Source organism: Streptomyces sp. R-74717 (assembly GCF_047305335.1).
In the GTDB taxonomy this organism is placed as follows: Bacteria; Actinomycetota; Actinomycetes; order Streptomycetales; family Streptomycetaceae; genus Streptomyces; species Streptomyces atratus.
Genome location: NZ_CP102361.1, coordinates 27,978 through 50,255, shown reverse-complemented (window position 1 = coordinate 50,255; position 22,278 = coordinate 27,978). Strand labels below are relative to the sequence as shown.

Below are 22,278 nucleotides of genomic sequence, written 5' to 3'. Positions count from 1 at the left end.
GTGGAGATGGCAGCGACAGATACGGGCCGCGGCATCGCACTGACGGCGGCTCAGCACGGTGTCTGGGTGGCCCAGCAGCTCGAACCCGACAACCCCATGTTCGTCTGCGGTGTCTACGTCGACACCGCGGCCCCTCTCGACTTCGGCCTGCTGGAGCGGGCGGTCCGGCAGGCGGTGGCGGAGACCGAGGCCCTGCGGGTCCGCTTCACCGACGACGGACAGACGGTCCGCCAGCGTGTCGACCCGGCGGTCGAGGGCACGCTCACCGTGGTCGACCTGCGTGGCCAGCGGGACCCGGAAGCCATCGCACGCGTGTGGATCGAAGCCGGTCAAACGGAAACGCCACCCGCGCTCACCGACGGCCCGCTCTTCTCCCACACGCTCCTGCGGCTCGGCACGGACCGGGACCGATTGTACTTCCGCTACCACCACATCCTGCTCGACGCCTACGGCCAGGTGCTCTACGTCGGCCGGCTGCTGGACATCTACAACGCACTCGTCGCGGGCGAAAGCCCGAAGGCCGCCCCCTTCGCGCCGCTCGCCGACGTCGCCACCGAGGAGAGCGCGTACACCGGTTCCCCGCGGTACGAGCGGGACCGCGAGTACTGGCTCACCCGGTTCGCGGACCTGCCCGCCTCCACCGAGTGGGGCAGCGGTCCCTCGGCCCTGGCCCGCAGCCTGCCTCCGGTGACCGGGATGGTGCCCGCCGGCACCACAGGGCGGCTGCGCGCCTTCCCCGGCGCCCGCTGGTCCCTGCCGGTGGTCGCCGCCATGGCCGCGTACACGCACCGTCTGACCGGCGCCGACGACATCGTCATCCGGGTCTTCCTGGCGGCGCGTATGAGCCCGCAGGCCCTCGCCACCCCGGCGATGCTCGTCAACGACCTGCCGCTGCGGCTGACCGTCCGGCCGTCGACCACCTTCGCCGACCTTCTCGCCCAGGTGCGGGAACGGCTGGCCGAGGCGACTCGCCACCAGCGGTACCCCGGCGAACGGATCCGCCGAGAACTCGGCGCGCAGGGCCAGGGCAGCGCCTTGTCCGGGCCCACCGTCAACCTGCTCTCCTTCGCACCGGGCCGTCTCGTGGTCGGCGGCGCCGAGGCCACGGCGCACCAGGTGGCCTCCGGCCCGGTCCGCGACCTCGTGCTCAACGCCGTCGCCGACGACACCGCCGCCGACGGCGTCCAGCTCACTTTCAACGCCCACCCCGACCGGTTCGCCCCGGCCGACGTCGAGGCCCACCGGGACCGGTACACCCGGCTCCTGACGGCCGCCGCCGAAACGCCCGAGCTGCCCCTCGGCGCCCTCGACCTTCTCGACCCGGACGAGCACCGCCTCTTCGCCGACTGGAACGACACCGCCGTGCCCCTCGACACCCGCTCGCTGGTGGAGCGGATCGAGGCCCAGGACGCGGCCGCCGAGGCCGTGGTCTTCGAGGGCGAGAGCGTCAGCTACGGCGAACTCAACGCGCGGGCCAACCGCCTCGCGCACGCCCTGCGCCGGCGCGGCGTCGGCGTCGAGTCGCGGATCGCCGTCATGCTGCCGCGTTCCGTCGACCTCGTCGTCGCGGTGCTGGCCGTCCTCAAGGCTGGCGCCGCCTTCGTCCCCGTCGAGACGGGCTACCCCGCCGAGCGGGTCGCCTACGTACTCGCCGACTCCGGCGCCGACCTGGTGATCGCCGAACGAGATGTCCCCGGTTTCGAGCGGATCGCCGCCGACGCGGGGGCGGACGAGTCGGCCGAGAACCCCGGCATCCGGGTCCGTGGCGACAACGCTGCTTACGTGATGTACACCTCCGGCTCCACCGGCCGTCCCAAGGGCGTCGTCGTCCCGCACGAGGGCCTGCTCAACCGTCTGTGGTGGCTGCAGCGCGACCACCGGATGACTCCCGACGACCGCATCATGCAGAAGACGCCGATCGGCTTCGACATCTCGGTGTGGGAGTTCTTCTGGCCCCTCGTCCAGGGGGCCACCCTCGTCGTGGCACGCCCTGAGGGGCATCGCGATCCGGGCTACCTTGCCTCGCTGACACGCGAGCAGCGGGTCACGATCATCCACTTCGTGCCGTCGATGCTCGGCGCCTTCCTCACCGAGGCCGAGTTCGGCCCCTCCGTACGGCTCGTCGCCTGCACAGGCGAGGCGCTGCCGCCCGAGGTGGTCCGCCGCTTCCACCGGTCCGTCGACGCCGAGTTGTGGAACCTCTACGGTCCCACCGAGGCCGCTATCGAGGTGACCTCGTACGCCACCGGCCCGGACGACGACGTGGTGCCGATCGGACTGCCGGGCGCCAACACCCGCGCCTACGTCCTGGACTCGGGGCTCAACCCGGTGCCGCCCGGCGTGACCGGTGAGCTGTACCTCGCGGGCCTCCAGCTCGCCCGCGGCTACCTCGGCCGCCCCGCGCTGACCGCGGAACGCTTCACCGCCGACCCCCACGGTCCCGCGGGCTCCCGCATGTACCGCACCGGTGACCTCGCCCGGCGACGCCAGGACGGCAACCTGGAGTACGTCGGCCGGGTCGACGACCAGGTGAAGATCGCCGGCCAGCGCGCCGAGCCCGGTGAGGTCGAGGGCCTGCTCGACAGCGCGCCGGGGGTCCGGCAGAGCCTCGTCGTGGCCCGGCGGACCCGGAGCGGCGCCCAACAGCTCGTCGCGTACGTCACCGGCGAACCCGAGACCGATCTGCGCGAGTGGCTGGCCGCCCGGCTGCCCGCCTTCCTCGTACCTGCCGCGGTGCTGACCCTTCCGGAGATCCCGCTCACCCCCAACGGCAAGCTCGACCGGAGAGCGCTGCCCGAACCCGCGGCACCCGCGCCAGGCCGGGCGCCTCGCACCGAGACCGAGCGGACCCTGCGTGCCCTGGGCGCCGAACTGATCGAACGCCCCGAACTCGGCGTCGACGACAACCTGTTCTTCATGGGCATGGACAGCATCCACGCCCTGCGGCTGGCCAGCCGGGCCGGTGCGGCCGGTATCCGGTTCACACCGCAGGACGTGTTCGCCCACCCCACGGTCGAGGCCCTGGCGGCCCTCGCCGAGATCGTCCCGGCCACCGGCCCGGTCGAGGCGTCCGCCGCGTCGGCGGAGCCCGCCCCGGGCAGCGGCGCCAGGCTGACTCCGGCGGACGTCCCGCTCGTCACCATCGACCAGCGGGAACTCGACCGCTATCCCGGCGCCCAGGACGTGCTGCCCCTCTCCCCCCTCCAGGAAGGGCTGCTCTTCCTTTCCCTGTACGAGGACGACGACCCCTACGTCGGCCAGCTCGTCCTGGACATCGAGGGGGGATTCGACCCCGCGCGGATGCGCGCGGCCGCTACCGCCCTGCTGCGCCGCCACCCCCAGTTGCGCGCCGGATTCCGCAGTCGGTCCACCGGCGCACCCGTGCAGATCGTGCCCGCCGAGACCACCGTGCCGTGGGAGGAGCGGGACGACGACCTCACAGCCTTTCTCGCCCGTGACCGGGCCCGCGGCTTCAGCGTGCTGCGCCCACCGCTGCTGCGCTTCACCATGCTCGGCACCCGGCTCGTGGTGACCCACCACCACTTGCTGCTGGACGGCTGGTCGCTGCCCCTGCTGGTCCGGGAGCTGTTCGAGCTGTACGGCAGGGCCGAACTGCCGCTGTCCGCGCCCTACCGCACGTATCTCGCCTGGCTCGCCGGACGCGACCGCGCTGCGTCCACCGCCGCGTGGAAGGAGGAGCTGGCGGGGCTGTCCGGCCCGACCCTGCTCGCGCCGCGGCGGCGGCCCGGGGACGGCCACGCCGAACACGAACTGGTCCTCGACAAGTCCGTCACCGAGGCCCTGACCTTGGCGGCGCGCGGCCGCGGGCTCACCCTCAACACCGTCATGCAGGGGTTGTGGGCGCTGCTGCTGCGGGAGTTCACCGGCCGCGACGACGTGGTCTTCGGCGCGACGGTCTCCACCCGCCCGGCCGGGCTGCGCGGCGTCGAGTCGATGATCGGCCTGTTCATCAACACCCTGCCGGTCCGGGTACGGATAGACCCGGAGATTCCGCTCGCCGAGCTGCTGACCGCGGTGCAGACCCGGCAGATCGCCCTGGCCGAGCACGCGGACGCCGGCCTCGCCGATCTCACCCGTTCCGTGGGCGTTGACGAGTTGTTCGACACCGTGCTCGCTTTCGAGAACTACCCGATGGACAGCGGGACGGAGGCGGGCGGGCTGCGGCTCGTCGACGCCGACCTCGCCCTGCACTCCCACTACCCGCTGTCCATCTCCCTCTTCCCAGGCACCGCCCTGCGGCTGCGCTTGTCCTATCGCACCGGGGCGTTCTCCGCCGACGCCCTGGCGATCCTGACCGACCGGCTGTCACGGCTCGCCGCCCTCGCCGCCGAGGACCTCGACCGGCCGATCGGCGACCTCGCCGTGGTCACACCGCAGGACCGACTCGCGGTGACCGGCGGCGAGCGTGCCGCGGAGTTGCCCGTTCAGTGCCGCACCGCCCCCGCTCCCGCCCCGGGGACGGCCCCGGGCACCCTTGCGGAGGAGCGGCTGCGCACCGTCGTCGCCGAGGTCCTCGGCCTCGACGAACTCACCGTGGAGGACGAGTTCTTCGCCTTGGGCGGCACCTCGATCCTCATGATCCGACTGGTGCACCGGATCCGCGACGAGTTCGGCGTCGACCTGTCCCTGCGCGACGTCTTCGCCACCCCGACCGTGGCGGGCCTCGCCGCCTTGCTGACAGGCGGCACGTCGGTCTCCTTGCCCGTTGTGGCGCGGGAGCGGCCCGAGCGGGTACCGCTGTCCTTCGCGCAGGAGCGCATGTGGTTCCTCCAGCGTCTCCAGGGCGGCAGCGGCACGTACAACATCCCGCTCGACATCAGGCTGAGCGGAGCCCTCGACACCACGGCCCTGGGTGCCGCGGTCACCGACCTGATCGACCGTCACGAGGCCCTGCACACCATCTATCCCGAGGACGCCCAGGGCCCGCACCAGGTCGTCCTGGCGCCCGGCACTACGGGCTTCGCGCTCGAGGTGATCCGCGACCCCGACCCCGATCTCACCTCCAGGGCCGCTCGCCCGTTCGACCTCACCCGTGAGATCCCGTTGCGGGCCACCCTCTTCGACCTCGGTGGGGACGAGTACATCCTGCTGCTGGTGGTGCACCACATCGCCACCGACGGTTCCTCGATGCGGCCGCTGGCCGAGTACCTGTCTGCTGCGTACAGCGCTCGCCTCGACGGCATGGCCCCCTTGTACACGCCGCCGGCCATGGAGTACTCCGACTTCGCCCTCTGGCAGCGCGAAACGCTCGCCGCCGATCTGCCGGGTCAGATCGCCTACTGGGCCGAGGCACTCGCCGGACTTCCCAAGGAGGTCACCTTCCCGGCCGACCGGCCGCGTCCTGCCGTCGCCAGCCACCAGGGCGACCACGTCGAGTTCCACGTCGACCAGCAGTTGTACGGCCGGATGCTGGAACTTGCCCGCCGCACCCGAACCACGCCGTTCATGGTGCTGCAGGCCGCCGTCGCGCTGCTGCTGACCGCCCACGGGGCCGGCGAGGACATCCCCATCGGCGGAGCGATCGCCGGCCGCCAGGACTCGGCACTGGACGGCATCGTCGGCGTCTTCATCAACACGCTCGTCTACCGGTTCGACACCTCCGGTGATCCCGCCTTCACCGATCTGCTCGCCCGGGTGCGTGACACCGGCCTCGCCGCCTACGCCCACCAGGACGTGCCCTTCGAGCGGCTGGTCGAGGACCTGGCCCCGGAGCGGTCCCGCTCCCGGCACCCCTTCTTCCAGGTCATGGTCGCCTGGCTGGACTTCTCCGAGGCCCACCTCGACCTGCCCGGGGTGAGTGTCCGCACGGCCCCGGTGCTGAGCGGCACCTCCAAGTTCGACGTGCACTTCGACTGCGTCGTCGACCCGGGCACCGGCGGTCTCGACTGCCGACTGGAGTACGCCACCGACCTGTACCACCGTGAGAGCGCAGAGGCCTTCGCCACCCGCTTCCTGCGCGTGCTCGACGCCGTCACGGCCGACCCCGCGCGCCGGATCTCCGAAGTCGACCTGCTGGGTGACGAAGAGCGCACGCTCATCCTGGAGAGCTGGAACGACACCGCGAGCACGATGGACTCGACTTCCGTCGTGGAGCTGATGGAGGCACAGGACCCCGAGCTGGAGGCCGTCGTCTTCGAGGGGGAGCGGGTCACCTACGGCGCCTTCAACGCGCGGGTGAACCGCCTCGCCCGGGTGCTGCGCAAGCGCGGCGTCGGCCCGGAGACCCGGGTCGCGGTCATGCTGCCCTACTCGGTGGACCTCATCGTGGCGCTGTGGGCCGTCATCAAGGCCGGCGCCTCCTACGTCCCGGTCGACACCGGCTATCCGGCCGACCGGATCGCCTACATCCTCAGGGACTCCGGCGCCTTGCTGATCCTGGCCGAACACGACGTGGAGGGCTTCGAGCGGATCCCGGTCGAAGCCGAGCACGAGAGTGACGAGAACCTCGGTGTCATCGGGCACGGCGGCAACGCCTCGTACATCATCTACACCTCCGGCTCCACCGGCCGCCCCAAGGGCACCGTCAACACCTACGAGGGCATGACCAACCGGTTCTGGTGGATGCAGCAGGACCTGGATCTCGGGCCCGGGGACCAGGTGCTCCAGGCGACCCCGACCGGATTCGACGTCTCGGTGTGGGAGGTGTTCTGGACGCTGTCCCGCGGGGCCACGCTCGTGGTGCCCCGGCCCGGCGGCCACCGCGACCCGGTCTACCTCTCCAAGCTCATGCACGACGAGTCCGTCACCGTGCTGCACCTGGGCGCGTCACGGCTCGCCGCGTTCCTCGCCGAGGCCGGCCTGCCCGCTTCCGTACGGGCGATCGAGTCCGGTGACGAGATCATGCCGGCCGAGCTGATCCGCCGCTTCCACGAGGAGTCCCCCCACCCGGACCCGATCCTCACCAACGCCTACGGCCCGACCGAGGCCGCGGTGGACGTCACCCGGTGGCCCACCCCGAAGGACCCCGAGGTCGTGCTCATCGGCGGCCCGGTGCTCAACACGCAGGCATACGTGCTCGACCGGACCCTTCGCCCCGTTCCCCCGGGGGTGACAGGAGAGCTCTACATCGGCGGCATCCAGCTCGCCCGCGGCTATCTGGACCGGCCGGCGCTGACCGCCGAACGGTTCGTGGCGAACCCCTACGGCGTGCCAGGCAGCCGGATGTACCGGACGGGCGACCTGGTGCGCTGGAACCGAAGCGGCGCACTTCAGTACTTCGGCCGCGCCGACGACCAGGTGAAGCTGCGTGGCCAGCGGATCGAACTGGGCGAGATCGAGTCCGCGATGCGGGCGCACCCCGGGGTCGCCCAGGCCGCTGCCGCCGTCCACGACCAGCGGCTGGTCGGTTACATCATCGCCTCGGCCCCGGTCGACCACGAGGAACTGCACGCCCGGCTCGCGGCCGAACTGCCCGAGTACATGGTTCCGCCCGTGGTCCTCGAAATGGACCGGTTCCCGCAGATGACCAGCGGCAAGCTCGACCGGCAGGCGCTGCCCGTACCCGACTTCGCACCGGTCACGGGCCGCGCGCCGCGCAACGCGCGTGAAGAGATCATCTGCGGGCTGTTCGCCGAGGTGACCGGTGTTCCCGAGGTCTTCCTCGACGACGACTTCTTCGCGCTCGGCGGCCACTCGCTGTCCGTGGCCCGGCTGGCCAACCGGATCCGTACCGTGCTCGACGCCGACGTGGAACTGGTCACCCTGTTCGAGGCCACCACGCCCGCGCGGATCGCCGCCCGCCTCGACAGCGCCGCCCCGCGCCGGGCCCCGCTGTCGGCCCAGCCGCGCGGCGAGCGCCTGCCGCTGTCCTACGCCCAGGAACGCCTGTGGTTCCTGCACCGCTTCGAAGGCCCGTCAGCCACGTACAACCTGCCCGTGGCCCTGCGGCTGAGCGGTGACCTCGACGTCGCCGCTCTCGACGCCGCCCTCGGCGATGTCGCCGCCCGGCACGAGGCGCTGCGCACCGTGTTCGCCGAGGACGAGCAGGGCCCGTACCAGGTCGTGCGGGACTCCGTCCCGCCACTGGTCACCGTCGCGACCGGCACCGCCGAACTCGACCGCCGACTCGCCGAAGTCGTCCAGGTCCCGTTCGGCCTGGCCGTCGAGCCGCCTCTGCGCTCCACCCTGTTCGACCTCGGCTCCGGCGAGTACGTTCTGCTCGTCCTGCTGCACCACATAGCCGGTGACGCCTTCTCGATGCCCCCGCTCGCGGAGGACCTCATCACCGCCTACACCGCGCGGTCCGAGGGCCACGCGCCGCGGTGGAAGCCGTTGGAGGTCCAGTACGCCGACTACGCCGCGTGGCAGCGCACGGCGCTGGGCTCGGCGGACGCCCCGGACAGCGAGATCTCCCGCCAGCTCGGCTTCTGGACGCGGGCCCTGGCGGAACTCCCGGAGCAGATGGAGCTGCCCACCGACCGGCCCCGGCCCGCCGTTTCCAGCCACCGTGGCGACACCGTCGGGTTCACCGTGCCCGCCGCGGTCCACTCGGGCCTGACCAGGCTCGCCCGCGAGCACCATGTGACGCCGTTCATGGTGGTCCAGGCCGCTCTGATCACCCTGCTTCACCGGCTCGGCGCCGGCGACGACATCGTGGTCGGCTCGCCGGTCGCCGGGCGCCCGGACGAGGCGCTGGGCGGCCTCGTCGGATTCTTCGTCAACAACCTCGTCCTGCGCACCGACCTGTCGGGCAACCCCGCCTTCACCGAGGTCCTCGCCCGGGTCCGGGCGGCCGACCTGGCTGCCTATGCCCACCAGGACGTCCCCTTCGAGCGGGTCGTCGAGGCGGTGAACCCGGCACGCTCCTCGGCGCGGCACCCGCTGTTCCAGATCAGCCTGAACTGGGTCGACGCCGAGCTCGAAGAGGTCCAGGACCTCGCCGGACACCTCCCCGGCCTCGACGGGGAGGTGCTCCCGCTCACCGCGCCGACCGCCAAGTTCGACCTCGCGTTCTTCCTGAACGAGCAGCGCGAGGGCGGGCTGTCGTGCTTCCTCGAGTTCGCCGCCGACCTGTTCGACCGCCCGACCGCCGAGCGGATCGCCGAGCGGTTCGTCGATCTGCTCGCAGCCGCCGTCGCCGAGCCCGAGGCGGCGATCGGTGAATTCGACGTCGTCGGCCCGGCCGAGCGCCGGCAGCTGCTCACCGACTGGAACACCACCGCCCACCAGGTGCCCGAGTCCACGCTCACCGCGCTCGTCGAGGCCCAGGCGGCCCGTACCCCGGACGCCCCCGCGGTCGCCTTCGGCGCCACCGAGCTGACGTACGCCGAACTCGACGCGCGCGCCAACCGGCTGGCCCGCCACCTCATCGCCCTCGGGGCCGGCCCCGAGCGGTTCGTCGGTGTCCTGCTGCCCACCTCCGAACACGTCCCGGTCACCCTGCTGGCCGTACTCAAGTCGGGGGCGGCCTATCTGCCGCTCGACCCGGGGCTGCCCGCGGAGCGGATCGAGTTCATGCTCGGCGACATCGCCCCCGTCGCCGTGGTCACCACGCCCGACCGGATCGACGGGCTCGACGGGATCCCCGCCGTGCTGCCGGACGACCCGGCCGTGGCCGCACAGCCGGCCACCGCGCCCACCGGGGTACCGGCGCTGCCCGGGCACGCCGCGTTCGTCATCTTCACCTCCGGCTCCACCGGTACGCCCAAGGCCGTCGTCGTCGAGCACCGCTCGCTGACCGCCTACCTGGCCTGGGCCACCGACACCTACCGAAGCCTCGGGCAGCGGGCCCTGGTGCACTCGCCGATCGCCTTCGACCTCACCGCCACCGGGCTCTGGGGTCCGCTCACCTCGGGTGGTTGCGTGGAACTCGTGCGCTGGACCGCGACCGGGCCCGAGACCGACCACGGCGTCACCCGGCCCGACTTCGTCAAGGCCACGCCGAGCCACCTCACCTTGCTCGACGCGGTCGCGGACAGCTACTCCCCGAGCGGACAGCTCGTCCTCGGCGGAGAAGCACTGCTCGGCGACGCCCTCGACACCTGGCGGACCGGCCACCCGGAAGTGACCGTGCTCAACGAGTACGGCCCCACCGAGACCACGGTCGGCTGCACGGTGTTCCGCATCGAACCGGGCGATCCCCTGCCCGCGGGTGTGATCACCATCGGCACTCCCGTGTGGAACACCCAGGTGTACGTGCTCGACAGCCGGCTGCGCCCCACGCCGGTCGGCACCGCCGGAGAGCTGTATGTCGCCGGCGACCTGGTCACCCGCGGCTACCACAACCGTCCCGGGCTCACCGCGGGCCGCTTCGTCGCGAATCCGTACGGACCCGCGGGTTCCCGGATGTACCGCACCGGCGACCTGGCCCGCTGGACCAGGGCGGGGCTGCTGGAATTCGTGAGCCGGGTCGACGACCAGGTCAAGATCCGCGGCTTCCGCATCGAACTCGGGGAGGTCGAGGCCACGCTCGCGGCCGCGCCGGAGATCGCCCAGGCAGCCGTGGTGGTCCGCGAGGAGCAGCCCGGTGACAAACGGCTCGTCGCCTACCTCGTGCCCGAGCCGGGCGCGCACGCCGACACGGAGGCGCTGCGTTCGAGCGTGGCCCGCGTCCTGCCCGACTACATGGTCCCCGCGGCGCTCATCGTCCTCGACGAGCTGCCGCTGACCGTCAACGGCAAACTCGACCGCAAGGCGCTGCCGGCTCCGGACTGGAGCGAACCGGATTCCGGCCGGGCCACGGTGGACGTGGTCGAGGGCCGGGTCGCGGAGATATTCGCGGAGGTACTCGGGGTTCCCGGGATCGGCGCGGACGACGACTTCTTCCGGCTCGGCGGTCACTCGCTGCTCATCGCCCGGCTCGTGAACCGGATCCGTACGGACTTCGGCGTCGAGCTGCCGCTCCGGGAGGTGTTCGAGAACGCCACCGCCGCGGGGATCGCCCGGCTGATCGGTGCGGCCCGGGCCGCGCGGCCGCCGCTCGTCGCCCAGGAACGTCCCGGGCGCGTGCCGCTGTCGATGGCTCAGCAGCGGATGTGGTTCCTCGACCGGCTGGAAGGCTCGTCCGCCACCTACACCATCCCGATCGTGCTGCGGCTCAGCGGCGACCTCGACGTCGACGCGCTGCGGGCGGCCTTCGCCGACGTGGTGGACCGGCACGAGTCGTTGCGTACCCTGATCGCCGAGGACGCCGAGGGCGCGCACCAGGTCGTCGTCGACGGCCCGGCCCCCTTCGACGTCGTCGCCTGTGCTGCGGCGCGGCTGGACGAGGAGATCGCCCGCGCGGCTGCGACCACCTTCGCTCTGGACAGCGAACTCCCGGTGCGTGCCACCCTGTTCGACACCGGCGGACAGGAGTACGTCCTGCTGGTCGTGCTCCACCACATCGCGGGCGACGGCAGCTCGATGGGGCCGCTGGCGGCCGACCTCGCGACGGCCTACGCCGGGCGGGCCGCCGGCACCGGCTCCGGACTGGCGCCGCTGCCCGTGCAGTACGCGGACTACGCCCTGTGGCAGCGCGCACTGCCGGACGACCGGATCCCGTTCTGGACCGCGGCGATCGCGGGCATCCCCGAGCAACTGGAACTGCCCACCGACCGGCCGCGGCCGACGGTGATGTCCTCCCGCGGTGACGCCGTCGTCTTCACCGTGCCCGCCGCACTGCGCGCCCGCGTGGAGGAGCTGGGACGCGAGCGCGACGCCAGTGCCTTCATGGTGCTCCAGGCCGTCCTCGCGCTCCTGCTCAGCCGCCTCGGGGCAGGCGAGGACATCGTCATCGGCAGCCCGGTGGAGGGCCGCCCGGAGGCCGCGCTGGAAGAACTCGTCGGCCTGTTCGCCAACACCCTGGTTCTGCGCGCCGATGTCTCCGGGAACCCGTCCTTCGAGGAACTCCTCGGCAGGGTGAGGCGGTTCGACATCGACGCCTACGCCCACGCCGACGTGCCGTTCGAGCAGTTGGTGGAGGTGCTCAACCCCGTACGGTCACGGTCACGGCACCCGCTGTTCCAGGTGATGCTGACCATGAACGCGCACACCGCGCCGCCGACGCTGCCCGGCCTCACCGTTCGGCTGGGGGACGTCCCGTCGAGCACGGCCAAGTTCGACCTGTCCCTGACCGTGTCGGAGCGCGAGGGGGAGTGGGCCGCTGTCCTCGAGTACGCCACCGACCTCTGGAACCGGGACACCGTCCAGTCCTTCGCCGACCGCTATCTGCGGCTGCTCGCCGCAGTGGTGGCCGACCCCGCCCGGCCCGTCCACGGTCTGCCGCTGCTCACCGACGCCGAGCGGACCGAACTGCTCGTCACCCGCAACGCCACCGCCCGACGGGGGCCCGGAACGCCGCTGCCGCAGCGGTTCGAGGCCCAGGCGGCCCGCACCCCCGACGCCGTCGCGGTGGTCTCGGCCGACGGGACGCTGACCTACGGCCGGCTTGACGCGCGGGCCAACCGGCTCGCCCGTCATCTGGCGGGCCAGGGCATCGGCGCCGGATCGGTCGTCGCCCTTGTTCTGCCGCGCACGGCCGACCTGGTCGTCGCCCTGCTGGCGGTCCTCAAGTCCGGGGCGGCCTACCTGCCCATCGACGACGCGTATCCGGCCGACCGCGTCGACCGCCTCGTCCAGGACGCCGGCGCGCACATGACCATCACCCCGGCCACCTTCGAGGCGGACCTCGACCGCTACCCGGACACCGGCCTCGGTATCCGGCCGCACCCGCGCGACGCCGCCTATCTGATCTACACCTCCGGATCGACAGGGCGGCCCAAGGGGGTGGTCGTCGAGCACGCCGCGCTGGCCGCGTATCTGGACGAGGCGACCGCGATGTACCCGGCCGCCGCCCACGAGGCGCTCCTGCACTCCTCGGTCGCCTTCGACATGCCGGTGACCGTGCTGTTCACCCCGCTCGTCACCGGCGGCCGGGTCCGGCTCGCCGCGCTGGACGAGAACACCCCGCGACCCGATCTGCTCAAGATCACCCCCAGCCATCTGCGGCTGCTGGAGTCCCTGCCCGACCGGGCCTTTGCCGCGACGAACCTCGTCGTCGGCGGTGAGGCGCTCGACGCCGAGCAGTTGGAACGCTGGCGCGTCCGCCACCCGGACGCCGCGGTGATCAACGAGTACGGTCCCACCGAGACGACCGTGGGCGTCGTCGCGCACCGGATCGAACCCGGTGACAGCCTCGCCGACGGGCCCGTCCCCATCGGACGCCCGATCGGCGGCGCGCGGGTGTACGTCCTCGACGCGTTCCTCCAGCCCGTGCCCGACGGTGTGTGGGGAGAGCTCTATCTCGCGGGCGCCGGGGTGGCCCGCGGCTACACCGGCCGCCCCGGCCAGACCGCCGAACGGTTCGTCACCGACCCCTTCGGACCCGCGGGGACGCGGATGTACCGGGTGGGCGACCGGGCCCGCTGGAACGCCTCGGGGCAACTCGAGTACGGCGGCCGGGTCGACGACCAGGTGAAGATCCGCGGCTTCCGGATCGAGCCCGGAGAGGTCGAGGCGGCGCTGGCGGCCCTGGACACCGTCGCCCAGGCAGCGGTCGTGATGCGGGAGGACCGCCCCGGCGACCGCCGCCTGGTGGCCTATCTGGTCGCCGCCGATGCCGGCGTGCCGATCGGAGATCCCCGTCAGGCGCTGACCGCCTCACTGCCGGCGCATATGATCCCGTCGGCCTTCGTCACCCTGGACCACATCCCGCTGAACGCCAACGGGAAGCTGGACCGGCGGGCTCTGCCCGCCCCGGACACCCCCTCTGCCACCCCGGGCGGCCGGGCTCCGCGTACCCCCGCCGAAGAGGTCCTGTGCGCGCTCTTCGCCGAGGTCCTCGGCGTCGAGAAGGTCTCGATCGACGACGACTTCTTCCGGCTCGGCGGACATTCGCTGCTCGCCACCCAACTGGTGAACCGCGCCCGGAACGCGCTCGGCACACCGGTCCGGCTCGGCGACCTGTTCGAAACCCCGACGGTGGCCGGGCTCGCCGCCGGGCTCACCCCGGGCGGCCCGGTGCAGCGCTTCGCACCCACCCCGCGCCCCGACCGGCTCCCGCTCTCCTACGGCCAGGAGCGGCTCTGGTTCCTGCACACCCTCGACGGCCCGTCCGACACCTACAACATTCCCATCGCGCTGCGGCTGTCGGGCGCCCTCGACGTGGCGGCTCTGCGGGCCGCCCTGGGGGACCTCGCGCAACGCCACGAGATTCTGCGCACGGTCTTCGCGACCGATGCGCACGGGAGCCACCAGATCATCCTCCCGCCCGACCGCGGCCTGCCCGACCTGACCGTCACCGACGTCGACGAGCAGTCCCTGCCGGCGGCCCTGAGCGAGGTGGTGCGGCATCGCTTCGATCTGGGCACCGACCTCCCGGTCCGCGGCTGGCTGCTGCGTACCGCCGCCGACGAGGCGGTCTTCGTCCTGGTGGTACACCACATCGCCGCCGACGCCGTGTCCATGACGCCACTCGCCCGCGACCTCACCGAGGCCTATCGGGCCCGGCACGCCGGTCGCGCGCCCGACTGGGAGCCTGTGACGGTCCAGTACGCCGACTTCTGCCTGTGGCAGCGCCGGGTGCTCGGGTCGGACCAGGAGGCGGACAGCGAGATCTCCCGTCAGCTCGACCACTGGACCAGCACGCTCGCAGGCGCCCCGGAACTGATCGCGCTGCCCACCGACCGGCCGAGGCCCGCGGTGGCCTCCCACCGCGGCGGAACCGTACGGTTCGAGGTTTCCCGGACACTGCACGAAGCGCTGACGGAATGCGCCCGCGCCGGCGGCGCCACGCTGTTCATGGTGCTCCACGCCGCTTTCGCCGCGCTGCTCGCCCGGCACGGCGCCGGGGACGACGTCGTGCTGGGCACCCCGGTGGCCGGACGGACCGATGAGGCCGCCCACGATCTCGTCGGTTCCTTCGTCAACACCCTGGTGCTCCGCACCCCGTTGGACGGCGATCCCACCTTCCGCGAGGTGCTCGACCGGGTCCGCTCCGTCGACCTGGACGCCTACGCCCATCAGGACGTGCCGTTCGAGCGGCTGGTGGAGGCGCTGAACCCGGTGCGCTCCACCGCCCACCAGCCGTTGGTACAGGCGACGATCATGTTGAACAACACCGCCCGGCCCACCACGCTCGACCTGCCCGGAGTCGACGTGCGGGCCGAGGAACTGGTCGCGCCCGCCGCCAAGTTCGACCTCTCGCTCTCGTTCGCGGAGGCAGCCCACGGCGGCCTGGACGGCGGCCTGGAGTACGCGACCGACCTGTTCGACGAAGTCACCGTCACCGAGCTGGCCGCCCGGCTGGTCCGTCTGCTGACCGCCGTCGCCCAGGGCGCGGCGGACACCCGGCTCAGCCGCATCGACGTGCTCTCGCCCACCGACCGCCGCCATGTGCTGGAGACCTGGAACGGCACACCGCGTCAGGCCCCGGCCGACACGATCACCACCCGCTTCGCCGAGCAGGTCCGTCGCGCTCCGCAGGCCGTGGCCGTCGTGGCGGACGGCATCGCGACGACGTACGCCGAGCTCGACGCGCGCGCCGAGCGGCTGGCCCACAGGCTGCGGGCCCTCGGAGTGGGACCCGAGACGCCCGTCGCCCTGCACGTGGAGCGCTCCCTGTCGCTCGTGGTGGCCACGCTGGCCGTGCTCAAGGCGGGCGGCGTCTACGTACCGCTCGACACCCGGTACCCCGCGTCCCGGCTGGAGCGGATCCTGTCCGCCACCGGCGCCGCCGCCGTGCTGACGCACTCCCGGGCGGCACGGCTCGACATCGCCCACGGCCTGCCCCTGATCGATATCGACGATCCGGGAAGCGACGAGGCGCAGGACGCCGCCGTACCCCTCGGCGCGGACCACCCGGACCAGCTCGCGTATGTGATGTACACCTCCGGGTCCACCGGCACCCCCAAGGGGATCGCCGTCACCCATCGCGACGTGGTCTCCCTGGCGCTCGACGCGAGCTGGGAAGGCGACGCTCACCAGCGGGTGCTGATGCGTTCGCCGCACGCCTTCGACGCCTCGACCTACGAGCTGTGGGTCCCGCTGCTCGGCGGGGGACGGGTCGTCGTCGCTCCGCCCGGGGACCTCACCCTGGACGCGCTGCGCACCCTCCTCGTGGACGAGGGCGTGACCTCGGTCTTCCTCACCACCGCGCTGTTCAACGTCATCGCGGAGGAGGCCCCGGACTGCCTCGCCACGCTGCGCGAGGTGTGGACCGGCGGGGAGCTGGTCTCGCCGGCCGCGTTCCGCCGTGCCGTCGAGGTCTGCCCGCAGACCGCCTTCGTGCACGTCTACGGGCCGACCGAGACCACCACCTTCGCCATCTGCCACCGGGTGCCCCGCCCGTACGCGCTGCCCGGTACCGTCCCCATCGGCCGCGCCATGAGCGGTGTGCGCGCCTATGTCCTCGACGCCGCGCTGACCCCGGTGCCGCCGGGGGCTCCCGGCGAGCTGTATCTCGGCGGCCTCGGCCTGGCCCGCGGCTATGTCGGCGCCCCGGCCGCCACCGCCGAGCGCTTCGTCGCCGACCCCTTCGGCGCCCCCGGCAGCCGGATGTACCGCACCGGTGACCTCGTCCGCTACACCCCCGACGGGCAGCTCGAGTTCACCGCCCGTGCCGACGGCCAAGTCAAGATCCGCGGTTTCCGTATCGAGCCGGGCGAGATCGAGGCCGTGCTCACGGGACACCCGGCGGTCGGACGGGCGGTGGTCGTCGCCCGCGAGGACGCCCAGGGCGAGCGAGCCCTGTACGCCTACGTCGTACCGGCACCCGACCGGCAGCGACCGGAGCGGGGGGCGCTGCGGGCGTTGCTGGAGTCCTCTGTGCCCGGCTACATGGTCCCCGCGGGCATCGTCGTCCTCGACGAGCTGCCGCTGACGCCCAACGGCAAGGTCGACCAGCGCGCTCTGCCCGCCCCCGAGCGGACCGCGCACCCCCGCGGCCGGCAGCCGCGCTCACCCCGGGAGGAGATCCTGTGCCGGCTGTTCGCCGAGATCCTCGGCGTGCCGTCGGTGTCCATCGACGACAACTTCTTCGCGCTGGGCGGCCACTCCCTGCGGGTGACCCGTCTGGTGAGCCGCGTCCGCTCGGTGCTCGGCGTGGAACTGCCGGTGCGGGACGTGTTCGAAGCACCGACGCCCGCGGGCCTGGCCGCCCGGCTGGCCCGGGCGGCCGACGCGCGCGCCGCACTGCAGGTGCTGCCGAGGCCGGACCGCATCCCGTTGTCCTTCGCCCAGCAGCGACTGTGGTTCCTGCACCGCTTCGAGGGCCCCTCGGCGACATACAACATCCCGCTCGCCCTCCGGCTCCGCGGACAGCTGGACACCGACGCCCTCCGTGCGGCGCTGCGGGACCTGGTCGGCCGGCACGAGTCGCTGCGCACGGTGTTCGCCGAGGACGGCGACGGCGCGTACCAGGTGGTGCTGCCCACCGACGCCGCCGTGCCCGAGCTGACGGTGACGGACGTGACCGAGGCCGAGATCCCGGCGAGGCTGACGGAGGCGATCGGGTACGCCTTCGACCTCACCACCGAGATCCCGCTGCGCGCCCAGGTGTTCCGGCAGGGCCCGCAGGAAGCGGTGCTGCTGCTGCTCATGCACCACATCGCCGGGGACGCCGAGTCGATGGGCCCGCTCGCGTACGACCTGTCCTCCGCCTATCAGGCCCGGATGTTCGGGGAGCCCCCCAACTGGACGCCGCCGACCGTGCAGTACGCGGACTACGCCGTCTGGCAGCGGCACGTCCTCGGCGACCTCCAGGACCCGGCCGGGCTGGGCGGCGAGCAGCTCGCCCACTGGCTGAGCGTCCTCTCGGGCGCTCCCGAGGAACTGGAACTCCCCACCGACCGGCCCAGGCCCGCCCGGCCCTCGGGCACGGGCGCCGCGGTTCCCCTCGACATCCCCGCCGGACTCCATCGCCGTCTGGCCGAAGTGGGCGAGGCCCAGGGCGCCACCGTCTTCATGGTGCTCCATGCGGCGCTGGCCGCGTTGTTGACCCGGCTCGGGGCCGGAACCGACCTGCCCATCGGTGCCCCGGTCGCCGGCCGGGACGACGAGGCACTCGACGGCCTGGTCGGGTTCTTCCTGAACACCCTGGTGCTGCGCACCGACACGTCCGGCGATCCGACCTTCCGTGAGCTGCTCGGCCGGGTCCGCCGCGCCGACCTGGAGGCGTACGAGCACCAGGCGGTGCCCTTCGAGCGGCTCGTGGAGGTGCTGAATCCGGCCCGGTCGCCCGCCAGACACCCGCTTTTCCAGGTGATGCTGTCGTTCCGCAACAACGACCGGCAGGAACTCTCGCTGCGCGGACTCACCGTCGAACCCGTCCAGGTCCAGCTGCCCACCGCGAAGTTCGACCTGTCGTTCAGCCTCACCGAGCGGTTCGGAGCGGCCGGCGAACCGGACGGGGTGAGCGGTGAGGTGCAGTATGCCTCCGCGCTCTTCGACGAGGAGACGGTGCAGGGGCTGGCCGCCCGCCTTCTCCAGGTGCTCGACCAGGCCTGCGGCGACCCCGACCAGCCGCTCAGCGGACTGGACGTTCTGCTGCCGGGCGAGCAGAGGCGGCTGCTTAAGGAGTGGAACGCGACCCGGACCGAACGCCGGGAAGCCACCCTGGCCGACCTGTTCGAGCGCGCCGTCCGGGCCACCCCGGACGCCGTGGCCGTCAGGGCGGACGGCGTGGACCTGACCTACCGCGAACTGAACGCCCGGGCCAACCGGCTGGCACACCTGCTCATCGGCGCGGGACTCGGCCCGGAGTCGGTGGTGGCCCTGGCACTGCCTCGCTCGCCCGACCTCATCGTCGCCGCACACGCCGTGGTCAAGGCGGGCGCCGCCTACACGCCCGTCGACCCCGAGGACCCGGCCGAGCGGATCGCCCGGATCTGTGAGGACGCCGCCGTGGCGCTCGCGATCACCACGAGCGGGCACCGGCACGTGCTGCCCGCGGGGCTGCCCGCGGTGCTCCTGGACGACCCCGGCACCGCGACCGCGCTCGCGCGCCGACCGGACACCGATCCGACCGACCGGGACCGCACCGAACCCCTGCTCCCGGACCACCCCGCGTACGTCATGTTCACCTCGGGCTCGACCGGCCGCCCCAAGGGCGTGGTGGTCTCCCAGCGCTCCGTCGTCAACCATCTGCGCTGGCTCCAGGACACCTACCGGCTGACCCCCGAGGACCGCGTCCTGCAGAAGACACCCATCGGGTTCACGGTGTCGGTCTGGGAGCTGTTCTGGCCCCTGCAGACCGGTGCCTGCACGGTGGTCGCCGAGCCCGACGGCCACCGCGACCCCCGCTATCTCACCGGCATGTTCACCACCCACGGCATCACCACCGTCCACTTCGTGCCCTCCATGCTCGAGGTGCTCCTGGCCGAGGCGGACCGGTCCCGGCTCGCCGGCCTACGCCGGATCTTCGTCGGCGGTGAGGGGCTCACGCGCGATCTGTACGAGCGCTTCACCGCCGCGTTCAAGGTGCCGCTGCACTACAAGTACGGCTCCACCGAGGTCACCTGCGACGCCACGGTCTGGGACCCGGACACCGATCCGGGCACCCGGCCCCCCGTGTCGATCGGCGTGCCCATCGACAACACCCGGGTCTACGTGCTGGACGAGATGCTGCGGCCCGTCCCGCCCGGTGTCCCGGGCGAGCTGTACGTCGCCGGTGACCAGGTCGCGCGCGGTTACGCCGGCCGGCCCGGCCTCACCGCGGAGCGGTTCCTGGCGGACCCCTTCACCCCCGGCGAGCGGATGTACCGGACGGGCGACCTGGTGCGCTGGGACAGGGCCGGGCGGCTGGACTTCGTCGGCCGCTCCGACCACCAGCTCAAGGTCCGCGGCGTCCGGGTCGAACCCACCGAGATCGAGGCCGTGCTGACCGAACTTCCCTCGGTGACCCGGGCCGCCGTCGTCCTGCGTGACCAGGCGCTGGTCGCCTACGTCACCGGCGACGCCACCCCGGACGAACTCCACCGCCTGCTGTCGGCCCGCCTCCCCGGGCATCTCGTACCGCGCTCGGTGGTGGTGCTGCCCGACTTCCCGCTGACCTCCAGCGGCAAGCTCGACCGTGCGGCGCTCCCCGCGCCCCGGGACACCGCCCGGCCGGCGCGCCGGGCCCCGCGCACCGAGGACGAGCGGGCCCTGTGCGCCTTCTTCGGCGATCTGCTCGGCCTCGCCGAGGTGGGCATCGACGACGACTTCTTCGCGCTCGGCGGGCACTCCCTCATGGCGGCGAGACTCGTCGGCCGGATCCGCGCCGAACTGGGCCACACGGTCTCCGTCCGCACGCTGTTCGAGGCCCCGACCCCGGCCGCGCTCGCCGCGGCGCTGCGCATCGGCGACGCCTCCGGATCCACCGGTGTGCTGCTGCCGCTGCGCGCCGGCGGTCCGGGTACCCCGCTGTTCTGCGTCCACCCCCTGGGCGGCCTCGGCTGGGCCTACCGGGCCCTCACCCGGTACCTGGACGGCCGCCACCCGATGTACGCACTCCAGGCGGCCGGCTTCGACGAGCCCGCGCGGCTGCCGTCCACCATCGCCGAGATGGCCGCCGACTATCTCACCCATCTGCGCGGGGTGCAGCCGTCCGGGCCGTACCGGCTGCTCGGCTGGTCCTTCGGCGGGCTGGTGGCCCAGGAGGTGGCCGTCCGACTCCAGGACGGGGGCGAGGAGGTCGAACTGCTGATGCTGCTCGACGCCTTTCCCCGCGATCTGACCGTCGCCCAGCCGACGGAGGAACAGGTTCTCGACGGGGTTCGGGTCCCGGACGAGATGGTGGCCACCTTCACCGGGGAGCAACTCGCCCACCTGAAGGCCGTGTTCCTCAACAACAGCAAGATCGCTGGGCTCCACACGCCCCGCAGCTTCCAGGGCGATGTCGTGTTCTGTGCCGCGACCGAGCTGGACAACGGCGAGCTGCGCCGACTGCCCACGCTCTGGGCCCCGTATGTGACCGGCCGGATCGAGGTGCACGACGTCGAGGCCACGCACAACACCCTGCTAGCCGAGCGACCCGCCGCGTCCGTCGGACGCCTGCTGGCCGACGCCGTCGGCGCCCTCGATACCGCGCGCGCGGAGAAGAGGAACCCGTCATGACCCACCCGACGACCCCCGTTCGCACCCTGCTGCCGCCGTCGGCGCTGGCCGGCCTCGACCTCGCCGACCCCGCGACACACGCCAGGTACGATCTCTCCGAGGTCTGGTCCACGCTCCGCGCCCAGGACCCGGTCCACCGGCACGGACCGGTCCGGAGCGCGCCCGCGTTCTGGGTGGTCACGCGTTTCGCGGACGCGGCCGAGGTCTATCTCGCGCCCGACCGCTTCACCTCGGAACGGGGCAACGTCCTGGCCTCGCTTCTCCAGGGCGGCGACTCGGCCTCCGGGGTGATGGCCGCCGTCACCGACGGACCGCGCCACCGCGAACTGCGACGCGTACTGCTCAAGGCGTTCTCGCCACGCGCCCTGGCCGGCGTGGTCGAGAAGCTGGAGAAGGCCAGCAACGACCTGGTTGCGGCCGCCGTCAGCCGCCCGGAGTGCGACTTCGCCAAAGATGTCGCCGGGCAACTGCCCCTCCAGGCCATCTGCGACCTGCTCGACGCCCCGGAGGAGGACCGCGTTTTCCTCCTCGGCCTCACCAAGACGGCGCTCAGTTCGGACGAGCCCGACCAGTCGCCCTTCGACGTCTGGCAGGCCCGCAATGACATCCTCGCCTACTTCGGCGAGCTGGCGAAGAGCCGCCGGGAACGCCCGGGGACTGACGCCGTCAGTGTCCTGGCCACGGCGGAGGTCGGGGGTCGGCCGCTGACCATGGACGAGGTCGTCGCCAACTGCTACAGCCTCATCCTCGGCGGCGACGAGACCAGCCGACTGTCCATGATCGGCGCAGTCCTCGCATTCGTCGAACACCGCGACCAGTGGCAGGCGCTCAAGAGCGGCGAGGTGTCCATCGACACGGCGGTCGACGAGGTGCTCCGATGGACGACCCCGGCCATCCACTTCGGCCGTACCGCGACCGCCGACACCCGGCTGAACGGCGTCCCCATCGCCGTCGGCGACATCGTCACCGTCTGGAACGCGTCGGCCAACCGGGACGAGGCGGCTTTCACAGACCCCGACCGTTTCGACCTCACCCGCACCCCCAACAAGCACCTGTCGTTCGGCCACGGACCGCACTACTGCGTCGGCGCCTACCTCGGCCGGGCGGAGATCGCCAGCATGCTCAAGGCGCTACGCAACCAGGTCGACAGGATCGAACTGACCGGTGAGCCCAGGCCCATCTACTCGTCCATGCTCAGCGGCTTCAGCTCGCTGCCCGTGCGGTTCGTCTCCTGACCGCAACTGG

The 22,278-nt window shown here is 72.4% G+C and carries 2 protein-coding genes; both read left to right on the top strand.

Going from position 1 to position 22,278, the window contains the following annotated elements:
• Positions 1-6 precede the first annotated feature (6 nt).
• Entirely contained in the window at positions 7-21,033 is a 21,027-nt protein-coding gene (locus NRF20_RS00215) for a non-ribosomal peptide synthase/polyketide synthase (protein WP_413754499.1), read from the top strand.
• Positions 21,030-22,268 (top strand): cytochrome P450, encoded by a 1,239-nt coding sequence (locus NRF20_RS00210; RefSeq protein WP_413751738.1) that lies wholly within the window; start codon positions 21,030-21,032, stop codon positions 22,266-22,268. Before NRF20_RS00215 ends, NRF20_RS00210 begins: the two co-directional genes overlap by 4 nt.
• Positions 22,269-22,278 lie beyond the last annotated feature (10 nt).